Genomic DNA, 12398 nt, shown 5'->3' with positions numbered 1-12398 from the left:
GGTTGGCTGTTTGTTGTTGCCAAAATTGGGTCGGGCTAACAGGATAATCCGGGTTAAAGCCGTCTTTTGTAGACACTGCCCCGCGCATCTCCTGGCGCGGTGTGGCGTCGTATGATGGCGTTCGACCATTATTTTTTGGCAATGGAAACGGACTGCCTCTTCACCAAATCCGGTTGAATCAATATTTTATTGCAGGGTTCACCGGGATTCTCCATTCGCCAGAGCAGCAAATTGAGCGTCTGAACGGCAATTTGTTCTCTCGGGTAGTTAAGAGAGGTCAGCGGCGGAGACTGCCACTGGCAGGAATCGAGATTGTCAAAGCCGATGATCGACACTTCATCGGGAATCTGTATGCCTTCGGCGATCAAAGCATTGTTCAGAACGAAGGCAATCGGATCATTGGCACAGAAGAACGCAGTCGGCAAATGCTTGAAATCCAGTTTCTCCTGCAGAATATTGAAGCGGATATCCCCATATGCGTTCACAAACCGGATATCGTACATAAACTCCGGATGCAGGTCCAGACCCCAATAATCCAAAGCATCGCAAAAACCCCGGTAGCGGGCATGAAATCCGGGGGATAGCTTGTTGTCCCCGATGAAACCGATCCGCACATGACCGTTGTTCACAAAATGCTTGACGGCCAGGAAGGCGCCGTAATAATCATCCACCATAACCGAATCGATATTGGAATAAGGAAAGAAATGATCAATGATGATTAAGGGCTTATTGGCTTTTCCCAGCAGCTCGGCAATGTGGGCGGAAGTTCTGCCGAACATGAAATGGGCGATGATGTCCGGATCGCGGAGAAGGGGTTCAACCAGCAGCTCATCATCGTTTGAAGGCAGCACCTGGAGCGTAACCTGCATCCCGTATTCCTTAAAGGCTTTGTCCATGTAGAAGTATGAGGCCATCGTATGCGGCTCCGTTATAACCCGATGATCTACAAGGAACATCACTTTTCCCGTTACGTTTTTTGTTTCCGCAGGCAGTTCCGCAAAGGATTTGTATTTAAGCCTTTTTGCAGTGTCGATGACCAGTTTCCTTGTCTCCTCGCTTATTCCGTCAAGACCCCGCAAAGCTTTGGAAACGGCGGCAGTCGATAAGCCCAGCTGTTTGGATATATCATCAAGCGTGATTTTTTTGGACATACATACCCCTCAACTTCTGTAATTTATATATATGTTAACAATTTAATTAAAAAAAATCAATAAATTAATGAATGATGAATGCCTTTTTAATCTAGCTAGATGTATATGGTTAATAATAATGGGAGATTAATATCAGGTTAAAAAATTAACTAAAAAATGATTGACAAATTAAATTTGTAGACATAATATTAACTCGTAATTAATCATTTCGATTCGGAAGGGGTTAAGCTGTGAGAAAGAAATGGGAAAAAAAGTTGTGGGTCTTATGCTGTCTGTCAATTGTGACTGCCCTTGCTTTGGCTGGATGCGCAAACAATGAGAAGACGGATGACAATCAGAAGGCGGGAGCAAATAAACCGGCGGTTAACGGGAACGCTGCGGACAATGGGGGGAATGAACCCAATGATCAGAAACCGGTCAATCTGAGAATCACCACCCAAATCTTCACGCCGACTGAGGATAAAACGCCAACGGAAGCGACTCCGACGCCAAGAGTGGCGCTGGACAAAATCATTGAGGATTTTCAAAAGGAAAATCCCAGCATTAAAGTCGAGGTTGTGAAAGCGCCTTCGTCCTCCCAGGACGAATATTTAACCTGGATGACAACCAAGATCGCCTCGGGCGACGCACCGGACATCGCATGGCCGACTGACCAGCCGCAAGGATGGGCAGAGAAAGGCTGGCTATTACCAGTAGATTCTTTTATGGATCAGCCCAATCCTTATTTCGACGAGACAACCAAATGGATCGATACCTTCACGAATCATGAGCTGATCCAGAAGTTCAATAACGGCTCCCGTTACACGATCCCGATCATGCAGGCAGCAGGGGCTTCCACCACGTTCTATTATAATATCGATATTTTTGAGAAGCTGAACCTGCCGGTCCCCAAGACCTGGAAGCAGCTGGTTGATGCGGCGACTGCCATCAAGGAAGCCGGCTACGTCCCCATTATTCCATCCGTTGAGAATAAAGGGCCAACTATGTGGCAGCTCGGCTCGGTTTCGGTTCCGGTTCTTACCAACAAGTTTATCAATGATTTCAACTACACAGGTGCGCAGTCTCCTGGCGATATGAAGGGCGACGAATTTATCCGCGCGATCAACAAAGGGATTATCTCGCAGGATAAACCGGAGGTCCAGGAGGTATGGAAGCAGTATAAGGCATTTGCCCAAACATGGCCGCAGGGCTGGGCCACCCAGGATATGAAGCCGCTGTGGCGCGAAGGAAAAGCAGCCATCCGCGAAGGCGGAATGTGGGAGCTGTCCGAGGAACTGAGCGATACGAAGCGGACTTTCCGTTGGGGAGTATTTCCCATTCCTGTCCTGGGCTCCGATTCCACTCCTTATGCATCCGATTATCCGAAGGAGAAAGGTTTCCCTAAAAACATGCAGGCGATGTTCAATCTCGCGATTGTCAAGCCTACCGTCGAGAAGAAAGGCTCAACGGATGCTGCGGTCAAGTTTCTGCATTATTTGACCAAGGTGGATGTAAACGAATATATGGTGAACGAGATTCCCGCCGGCCGTCCTACGGTTCAGGGAGCAGCTTCGTTGCCCGTATTCGATGCCATTCAGGAGACCGAAACGGCGGTATTCCCGGAAATCAATCTGGGCATGAATGTCTGGTTCAATGCGGAAGCCAATGACGCGATACGCCGCAATGTGACGACCTGGATTACAAACAAAATGGATGACAAGGAATTTTTTGCGAACATCCAGAAAGCTTTTGACAACGGCGTCAAAAAAGTGATTGAATCCGATGGGATCGATACCTCCAAATGGTAAACGGCCTATTATACCTAAGGAGGGGCATCCGCCCCTTCTTCCCTGCGAGGTGCATGAGGTGAAGACGAAGCTGATCCTGTTATTGATTGTTGCTTTGTTTGCCGGCCTCTTGACCGGCATATGGTTTATTGAGAATAAACGGGAAATCGTCGTCGAGGTGGAGCTGGACCCCAAGGAGCTTGTAGCGGACGGAAAAAGTCAAATCACGTTCCATATTACTGTGACCAATCCCGACGGTTCGCCGCGCGCTGGCGATGAGCTGGGACTGGTGCGGATGAAGGGGTACGGTCAGTTGAAGGCCAGCCGGGTGAAAACGGATGCCGAGGGTAAAGCAAGCATTGACTATTATTCGTATCGCGTCGGCTCCTATTCGCCTGCGGTAACGAATGAAATTATGGTAACTGATGATTCGGTGGGACGAATAATCGGGATCAAGAAGAGAGTTCTTTTTGATGTTCCCGTTGTAGAACCGGAGAAATCCGATATGCAGCCTGGTCAAAAGGATAAAGAATCCCACATTCAACTGGGAGGGTAAGAAATGAGTCGGAAAATGCGGGAAAGCCTGCAGGCCTATATGTTATTATCGCCCATCCTTACGGGGCTGCTTATCTTCTCTTATTATCCGCCGATCCGCGGGCTTGCGCAGGCTTTTTTTGAATGGATTCCTGCGACGGATCAATGGACCTTTGTTGGACTTAATAATTTCAGCAAGCTGGCTCAGGATGACGTTCTGATTGCCTCGGTCCCCAATATGCTGATTCTGCTGTTTGGCGGGATATTAATCGGAGTTACCGTGCCGCTTGTCGTGGCGGAGCTTATCTTCTTCGTCAAGAATGAAAAATTAAAATACAGCTACCGGGTCATGCTGCTGGTTCCGCTGGTTGTGCCGGGGATTGTCGGCCTGCTGGTATGGAATTTTATCTATGATCCCAATATTGGGCTTATTAACTCATTGCTGGATTTTGTCGGGCTGGACTCCTGGAAACATGGCTGGCTGAGCGATAGCGAAACCGTACTGTACGCCATGCTTTTCCTGGGCTTTCCATGGGCTGCCGGTATTGCGCCGCTGATCTATTTGTCGGGACTTATGAATATTCCCACAGAGGTGCTGGACAGCGCCCGGCTGGAGGGAGCGACGGGCTGGAAACGGGTGCTTCATATCGATATCCCGCTGGTTACCGGCCAGATCAAGTTTTTTATTGTGACAGGCATGATTGGCGGTCTCCAGGACTTCGGACGGCAGCTTGTGCTGACAGACGGGGGACCGGGTTATTCCTCCATGGTGCCGGGCTATCATATGTACAAACAAGCGTTCACTTATAACAACTTTGGATATGCCAGTGCAATTGGTCTTGTGCTGTTTGTATTTGCTTTTCTGTTTACGGTCATCAGCATGAAATACATTCAATCGGACAGGGGGTGAGGACGGTGACAAACAAAAGCCAATTGATGTTGAACGCAGTCATCATGCTGCTGTTATTTATGAGCTTGTATCCCATTCTGATTCTGATCTTCGGTTTTACCAAGGACAGTCTTACCTTTCAGTACAATCCGTTCTCTCCTTCGCTGCCCTTATGGTTCTCCAATATTGTGCCTGCCTGGGAGCGGATTGACAGAGCCTTGTGGAATACCATTGCAGTGGCCGGTCTCACAACCGTCGGAGGTGTTTTTCTATCCTCGCTGGGGGGATTCGTGTTTGCCCGGATGAAGTTCTACGGCAAGGAGTATATCTTCTACTTTATTATTGCGCTGATGATGGTTCCCGGCATTCTGGGGCTTATCCCCTGGTATCTGCTGATTCGTGACCTGGGTCTTCTGGATTCACTCTGGGGCCTGATTCTACCGGGAATATTCAGTGCGCCGATCTTCGGTATTTTTCTGCTCAGAGGCTTCTTCGCAGCGATTCCGGAGGAACTCTTCGAAGCGGGAAGAATCGACGGCTGCAACAATCTTCAGCTGTATTTCCGGATAGCCGTACCGGTATCGCTGGCCATTCTCGCCACGCTTGCTGTGATGCAGGTGATGGGGATCTGGAACGATCTGGTGGGCCCCTCCATCATCCTGACGGATAAAAGCAATTATATTATTACCTTGGCCCTCCGGGACTTTGCCACGGAACTAAGCACCAAAGGCTCGCAGACGGATTACCCGCTGCTGTTCTCCGCTTATGTGCTTTCGTCCATTCCGCTTATTCTGCTGTTTTTGTTTGCAAGCAAATATTATGTGGAAGGGCTGACTTCATCAGGTATGAAGCTGTAGCGACGGTTAACGGAGCCAGTGCAGCAGCCTATGCCGATTGCTTAAAAAAAGCCCCCTCGCGATCGAAGGGAGTTGGCTCGTTTGAAACCAATCAGAAAACGGAGCAGATGGGTCATGTCTGCTATGATTGTGCTAAGTACAGTCCTGACCGCTTGTTCAGACGGTGGCAGCCCTTCCGTATGCGAAGGCTCGCCTGGGCTGTGCGTGGATGAACAAGGGACGCTGATCAGGGAAGGGAAACCTTTCAAGGGCTCGGGCGTTAATTATTTCAATGCGTTTGCCCGCACATTATCCGATCCCGGCGATTCATCCTACCAGTACGGCTTGGAGATGCTGGGCAAATACGGCATTCCTTTTGCCCGCTTTATGGCTGGGGGGTATTGGCCCAATGACTATAAGCTGTATTTTGAGGATAAGGAGAAATATTTCTCCCTGCTGGACGATGTGGTGAAGGCTGCACAAGAAAGCGGGGTCGGCTTGATCCCTTCTTTGTTCTGGTATCATTCTGCCCTGCCGGACATGGTGAAGGAGCCGCGAAATGCCTGGGGCGATCCAAACAGCAAAACGACGGCGCTCATGCGGGAATATATCCGCGAAATGGTCACCCGCTACAAGGATTCGCCTGCAATATGGGGCTGGGAGTTCGGCAACGAATACAATCTGGAGATCGATCTGCCCAATGCGGCGGATAATCGTCCGCCTGTGGTTCCCGAGCTGGGTACGGCGGGCTCCCGCTCGGAGCAGGATGATCTTACCGGGGATATGGTGAATCGGGCTTTGAGCATGTTTGCCGAGGAAGTCCGCAAATACGATAAACAGCGCATTATCATTAGCGGGAACAGCATACCCCGGCCGAGCGCATGGAATCAGAAAGAGAATCATACCTTCAATCAGGACACGGAGGAGCAATTTGCCGAGGCTCTGCTTGGCGAAAACCCTGATCCCCTGAACATCCTGTCGGTTCATTATTATTTGTGGGGGGAAAAGCGGTTCGGCCAGGGGGAAGATGCCGATGCCGCATTATCCCTGATGCAGGAAATCGCCCGGAAAGCCAAAAAACCGCTGTTTGTCGGGGAGTTCGGCATCGGAGAGGCTGTTGAAGACGGCGGCGTGACCGATCATGAGCTTGCCCGACAACGGTTCGAAGATCTGTTGGCTTCCCTGGCCAAAGCGGATATTCCCTTATCGGCCCTATGGGTCTATGACTACTGGGGACAGAAGGACTGGAATGTCACGGGAGACAATGAACGATCCTATCAGCTTCAAGCCTTGCAGGAATGGAATGAGCGTTTGAAAAAAGGATAGTCATTCCAACAGGATGGTTACAATCGAGAATGGAGTATGGAGGAGATACCTTGGAGAAGATCAGTTTAAACGGAGAATGGAAGCTTTATTATTTCCCGCAGCAATCCGCAGAGGTCCGTCATCCCGGAGAATTGGAAGGCGCATCGCTGCAGGCGATCCCTGCCCGTGTGCCTGGTAATGTGGAGCTGGATCTGCAAGAGGCTGGTGAAATCACAGACCCGTATACAGGAAGCGGCGTCCGCCAGCTGCAGGATTATGAGCTCCATGAATGGTGGTATGTCAAAGAGTTTGAAGCGCCCCTGCAGAAAGGCCGGACCGAGCTTGTCTTTCACGGTGTGGACTGCATGGCGACCTATTGGCTGAACGGCCAAGAACTGGGAAGCACCGCAAATATGCTGATCGCGCACACCTTCGACGTGACGGAAATGCTCAAGGAAGAAGGAATGAACACACTGCATGTCCGGCTGCAATCTCCTATTCTAGAAGCGCTTAAGTATGAATATGATCCGTCGATGTCGGCCATGAGCTATAATTGGTCCCAGCTGTGGGTGCGCAAAGCGGGGCATGGCTATGGCTGGGATATTATGCCCCGCGCGGTTTCTGCCGGGTTATGGCGCGAAGTGGAGATCGTCGTGCATGACGAGGTCCGGATCAAGGACCTTTACTTCTATACGAAGGATGCTGACCGCCGAGGTGCCGAGGTCGGAATTTTCTATCAGCTTGCAGCTGATCCGGCACATTTCCGGGAAATGACCCTCCGTTTCACCGGAACATGCGGCACGGCTGTTTTTGTTCAGGAGACAAGGGTGAATTTTGCTGCGGGGGCGCATGATTTCAGGGTGGAGGAGCCTTGTCTTTGGTGGCCGCGCGGTTATGGAGCGGCCAATCTCTATGAGGTGCGGACCGAGCTGCTGCTGCATGGCAAGGTGCTGGCAGAGCGTACCGATAGCTTCGGTATCCGCAAGCTTGAGCTGATCCGAACGGAAATCACCTCCGATGAGGAACCCGGCGAATTCAAGTTTGTTATTAATGGGACGCCGATCTTCTGCAAAGGGTCGAACTGGGTGCCGGCGGATATGTTCCACAGCAAGGATGCCGCCCGGATTCCGGCCATGCTGGATTTATTTGTGGACATGAATTGCAATATGGTGCGCGTCTGGGGCGGGAGCGTATATGAAGACCATGCGTTCTTCGAGCGCTGTGACCGCGAAGGTCTGATGGTATGGCAGGATTTCTCCATGGCGTGCGCCTTATACCCGCAGACGGAGCAGTTCTACGAGATGATTCGGGAGGAAGCCCGTTTTATCGTCCGCAAGCTCCGCAACCATCCGTCGCTGGTGCTCTGGTGTGGCGATAACGAAATTGATCAGTTCAGCCTCAACCGGCATATAGATCCCAATGGTAACAAGATTTCGCGTGAAGTCCTGCCGGCTGTTTTGTATCAATGCGATCCATACCGTCCTTATCTGCCCAGCTCTCCCTATTACTCGCCTGAATTCTGGAAAACCAAGAATCCGGCACTGCTGCCCGAGGAGCATTTATGGGGGCCGCGCGATTACTACAAAAGCCGGTTTTACACCGGAAGCAAGATGCATTTCGTCAGTGAAATCGGCTACCACGGCTGCCCGAACCTTGAATCCATCGAGAAGTTCATCGAACCGGAGCATCTGTGGCCAATGGAAAATAATGAGCAGTGGGCCTTGCACAGCTCGGATCCTATCGGACTTGGCGGTGTGTGGTCCTACCGGATCGGATTGATGGCGAATCAAGTGAAGGAGCTGTTCGGCGAAGTGCCGGAGCAGCTCGGAGATTTTGTTCTGGCATCGCAGTTCTCCCAGGCCGAAGCAAAGAAGTTCTTTGTCGAAATGATACGGCTCAGGAAATGGAGAAGGACCGGTATTCTCTGGTGGAATATGATTGACGGCTGGCCGCAATTTTCCGACGCCGTAGTCGATTATTATGGCGGCAAGAAGCTGGCTTATCATTATTTGAAGAGAGTCCACCAGGACCACTGTATTATGATCGATGAGCCGGATAACTGGCAGGTGCGGGTTGTGCTGGGTAATGATTCCCTGACGAGCAAGCAGGGGACTTACAGAATTTGGGATGCTGACACTGACGAAACCTTGCTGGAAGGATCGTTCCAATCGGCTGTCAATGACAATATCAATCTAGGGCATATCCGCATTTCGCATAGCCAGCAGCGCATGTTCTTTATTCAGTGGACAATAGACGGTCAGGTCTTCCACAATCATTATCTGCTAGGCTTCCCGGGATTCTCGCTTGCGGGCTATAAGAAGTGGATGGGCAAAATGGCAGGGATCTCCGCTGAGTTTGCGCGGTACAGCGGTCTGGACTATCACGGAAAGGCGGAAAGCAGCGGGAGCACCGACGCAACCTGAGAAAAAAATTAGGAGGTCAATGGCATGAAGAACCCGAAACGTCAGCATGTAGGGATTCGAATCGCATTCCTGTTTATTTTTACTTTGGTTTCCATGCTGCCTGGTACTGGCGGCACGAACAAGACCTACGCAGCGGGCAGCACAAGCGCCTATTTGCAGCTTGCTGGCGATACTGCCGTCAACAGTGCGACAACGCTGCTGACCAAAACCATTAACTTTTCCGCCACAACCACTTTGCTCATTCAATCTGACGGGCGGTACTATCCATCCGGCGGCGGCGCAATCGCCGGCGTTCGGATCAAGGTGGACTCCGCTTATCCGGGCAGCGACGCCATTATGGATTGGAGCGTCAGTACGAACCGTCAGCAGCATTCCTATAACGCGATTGCGGCGGTGACGGTGCCGTCCGGAAGCCATACGATTTCCCTGGAGGCCAGAAGTCTGAACGGAGTCGGGTTCACAGTCGGAGCCCGTTCCAATCTGTCGATCCTGGCTACGCCTGCGGCTTCCGTAAGCGCAAGCAGCTTGACCAGCGACAGCGGAGTCTTCAATTTCTCTACCGGAACCGGTTATATACCGGGAACAACGGTGCTGCCGCACAGCTCCCTCTTAAGCTGCAGCGTGACGAACGCATCGGGTCCGGTCATTGCATTGGGGTCCGCGAGAGCATATATGTCCGGCGGTTCAGGCGACGCCATGCTCGGTATTTACCGCAGTGGCACGGCACTCCCTAATAACGAAGGAATGTGGACGGTGAATGATCTATGGTCAGGCGCCGAGAATCAGGCTCCACTGTACACCCATGCGCTGATCAATACGGTTGGGACTTATACCTTGTCGCTGGATGCTTCGGAATTTCCATGGAGCGGAGCGCAGGGAGAGGATGGCGTGCAATACAAGGTAGGAGCAGGAAGCACGCTGATTTGTCTGAATGGGGGGATGACGGTTGCCGGATCGGCCCCGACCAGTACCAGCTCGAACAATGCCGTGGATTGGCTGAATATCGGGACAGGTACAGACTATCAGATCTCAGGCTCCACGCTTACGGTTCCGAGCGGCCATAACGGCACCGTCATGTTCATGGCCAAAACGCGTATCCAATGCGATCAAACGGATCTCGGCGGGACGGTTAAACTATGGTTGAATATTGACGGGGTGGATGTCGGCTCGCTTGGCGTTCAGCAGCTGGCCTCGCCGAACGGCGACAGCCAGCGGACGCTGACGGCCAGTTATTTGGCAGCGGGCAGCGGGGCGCTGAGTCCCGGCACTCATAACGTCAAGGTTTATGCGCGGGCTGACGGATCATTTCTGCACCCATCCGTTGTCAAGGATCTTCAGCTGATCTGGTTCGATTAATTAAGGTTAAGGTTGAAGCCTTCTATGAAACTGATATACTTATTGAGGAACGTAAATAGGTATTCCTTTCTATTATATGGAGGTGCAGAGAATGCTTAGAGGTTTGACTTCCGCCGGACTCGGCAAAGTTGAAAATGATGAACAGCTTATTGCATTGGCTTCTGAATATGGCTTTCAAGCCGTGGATGTGGATGCGCAAGGCTTGGTGGAGCGCCATGGCGTTGAAGGAGCTCGCGAACTGCTCGCAAGCCATAATCTTGTGATCGGCAGTATCGGTCTTCCTGTAGAGTGGAGAAAGACGGATGAGGATTTCCAGAAGGGCTTGACGAAATTGACGCAGGTGGCTGCCGCGGCTGCATCCCTGGGCTGCACGAGCTGCTGCACATACATCCTGCCGTCAACGGATTACAAAGCGGCGCATTTCATGACGCTGGCTACACGCCGCCTGCGGATCTGCGCACAAATTTTAGGCGCTTATGGAATCAGACTGGGCCTTGAGTTCGTTGGTCCTCATCATCTGCGTACCGCATGGAAAAATCCGTTTATCTGGACCGTACAGGAGACACTGGATTGGATCGAGGCGATCGGAGAGCCTAATGTCGGCTTGTTGTTCGATGCATACCACTGGTATACCAATGAGCTGACAGTTGCGGATATCGAAGCTCTTCGCGCCGATCAGATCGTACATGTCCATATCAATGATGCTCCGGATGTGCCGGTATCGGAAGCGCTGGACAACGGCCGCATCTATCCTGGCGAAGGCGTCATCGATTTGGCAGGTTTCCTGCAGGCGCTGAACAAAATCGGGTACCGCGGAGCCGTCGCCCAGGAAATCCTCTCGGCGAACCCGCCATCGGATTCGCCGGAGCAGTTGGCCAAGCGGTCCAAAGCGGGTTTTGATAAAGTGTTTCAGGCTGCGGGTTTATAAGCACACCATTGCAAGGTTTACGAGCGCAACAATCAAAAAAAAGCGGGGGCAAAGTTAGATGCCTCCGCTTTTTTTGATTGTTCTTAAGCCGCCGTGTTGTTACAGTTCCTTAGCTCTTCAGCCATCAATCGTTCAAATCGGCGATGTCGAGCCCGCGAAGGCGTGCCTGGTCGGCAATCATGCCGATCTCGGTGATCTTGCCATCGACAACCGTGAATGCGAGAATGAATATCGGTTGATCCAAATGACCCGCGATGACGCCTACCGATCCGTTCACGAGCACCGGTTTCATGCCGCCCCGGGCACGATCGGCGAATTGCTTGGCCTGCTTGGCCACGGCCTCTAAGCCGCGAACAACCGGCGCATTTGCGACTGGCGCGAATACGGGGTCGTTTCGAAGTACGACATTCGGGTCCAATACCGTAAGCAGTTTCTCAAAGTCTCCGTTACGCGACGCGGCGAGGAATGCATCGACAAGCTCCCTTTTTCGCTGAAGCTCCGCAGAATCCGAAGTCGATTTGGTACCCTGGACTCGGCGGCGAGCGCGGCTCGCAAGCTGTCTCGCTGCGGCCTCGTTGCGTCCAATAATGAGAGCGATCTCCGAGAAAGACAAGGCGAATATATCATGAAGTACGAACGCAACGCGTTCAGCAGGATTCAATTTCTCGAGAACTACGAGCATCGCAAGTCCGACGGAGTCAGCCATCAGCGCTTCATACTCGGGATCGCTTCCGTCTTGATGACCAGTAACCGGTTCCGGTGCGTTAGCCATCACATGCTCTTCACGCCTCGACTTGCGTGTTCGCAGCATATCAAGACACACCCTCGAGACAATGGTTGTCAGCCAGCCTCCCATATTCTCGACTTCGCCCGTATTTGAGTGAATAAGACGGATCCATGATTCCTGTACAGCGTCATCTGCTTCGCTCCGTGATCCGAGCATCCGGTAAGCCACCGCTTGTATATGATTCCGATGCGTCTCGAATTGTTCAATAAGCCAGTTGTGATCGTTCATGCGCCACGAATCCCTCCCTACGTTTCTTATTTACTTACTTATTTGTCGTAAGAAATTCAGTAAATGTGACGGGAATTTACGAAAAATTACAGTTTTGATTTTCAAATTTTTTCATTAACGCACTTTTCGCCATTTCTGTCACGTTACCTTCATGACTTACGACATAGTTAGTGACATGGAAAACCGGGCTATGTG

Annotated in this window: 10 protein-coding genes; 8 read left to right on the top strand and 2 right to left on the bottom strand. The window is 51.4% G+C overall.

Annotated features, from left to right (window positions below; all coding sequences use genetic code 11):
- Window positions 1-128: 128 nt before the first annotated feature.
- Window positions 129-1151 (bottom strand): LacI family DNA-binding transcriptional regulator, encoded by a 1023-nt coding sequence (locus IEY46_RS16010; protein ID WP_188992967.1) that lies wholly within the window; start codon window positions 1149-1151, stop codon window positions 129-131.
- 230 nt (window positions 1152-1381) lie between these two features.
- Here IEY46_RS16010 and IEY46_RS16005 point away from each other — a divergent pair, with 230 nt between their 5' ends.
- The 8 genes from IEY46_RS16005 (at window position 1382) to IEY46_RS15970 (ending at window position 11188) form a co-directional block, all read left to right on the top strand.
- Window positions 1382-2938 carry an ABC transporter substrate-binding protein gene (locus IEY46_RS16005; protein WP_188992966.1) on the top strand — a complete coding sequence of 519 codons (1557 nt, stop codon included), beginning with the start codon at window positions 1382-1384 and terminating at the stop codon, window positions 2936-2938.
- A 58-nt stretch (window positions 2939-2996) separates the two neighbouring features.
- A complete protein-coding gene (locus IEY46_RS16000) occupies window positions 2997-3473 on the top strand; it encodes an Ig-like domain-containing protein (RefSeq protein ID WP_188992965.1) in 477 nt (158 codons plus the stop codon).
- Between the two features lie 3 nt (window positions 3474-3476).
- Window positions 3477-4361 (top strand): carbohydrate ABC transporter permease, encoded by an 885-nt coding sequence (locus IEY46_RS15995; RefSeq protein ID WP_188992964.1) that lies wholly within the window; start codon window positions 3477-3479, stop codon window positions 4359-4361.
- 5 nt (window positions 4362-4366) lie between these two features.
- On the top strand, window positions 4367-5197 hold the full coding sequence (locus IEY46_RS15990; RefSeq protein WP_188992963.1) for a carbohydrate ABC transporter permease: 831 nt from the start codon (window positions 4367-4369) through the stop codon (window positions 5195-5197).
- An 81-nt stretch (window positions 5198-5278) separates the two neighbouring features.
- The gene (locus tag IEY46_RS15985) at window positions 5279-6502 is read left to right on the top strand and encodes a cellulase family glycosylhydrolase (RefSeq protein WP_188992962.1); all 1224 of its coding nucleotides are present in this window, start codon (window positions 5279-5281) and stop codon (window positions 6500-6502) included.
- Between the two features lie 50 nt (window positions 6503-6552).
- Complete coding sequence (locus IEY46_RS15980) at window positions 6553-8904, top strand: glycoside hydrolase family 2 protein (RefSeq protein ID WP_188992961.1); 2352 nt, start codon at window positions 6553-6555, stop codon at window positions 8902-8904.
- Between the two features lie 24 nt (window positions 8905-8928).
- Window positions 8929-10260 carry a hypothetical protein gene (locus tag IEY46_RS15975; protein WP_188992960.1) on the top strand — a complete coding sequence of 444 codons (1332 nt, stop codon included), beginning with the start codon at window positions 8929-8931 and terminating at the stop codon, window positions 10258-10260.
- A gap of 91 nt (window positions 10261-10351) precedes the next feature.
- A complete protein-coding gene (locus IEY46_RS15970) occupies window positions 10352-11188 on the top strand; it encodes a sugar phosphate isomerase/epimerase family protein (protein ID WP_188992959.1) in 837 nt (278 codons plus the stop codon).
- 124 nt (window positions 11189-11312) lie between these two features.
- Here the strand turns inward: IEY46_RS15970 and IEY46_RS15965 are convergent, their stop codons facing one another.
- The gene (locus IEY46_RS15965) at window positions 11313-12203 is read right to left on the bottom strand and encodes a sigma-70 family RNA polymerase sigma factor (protein WP_188992958.1); all 891 of its coding nucleotides are present in this window, start codon (window positions 12201-12203) and stop codon (window positions 11313-11315) included.
- Window positions 12204-12398: the final 195 nt, after the last annotated feature.

The sequence above is a fragment of the Paenibacillus nasutitermitis genome, from assembly GCF_014641075.1.
GTDB classification, from domain to species: domain Bacteria; phylum Bacillota; class Bacilli; order Paenibacillales; family Paenibacillaceae; genus Paenibacillus_Z; species Paenibacillus_Z nasutitermitis.
The sequence above is the reverse complement of the archived record's forward strand: the minus strand, read 5'-3'. Positions and strand labels throughout refer to the sequence as shown.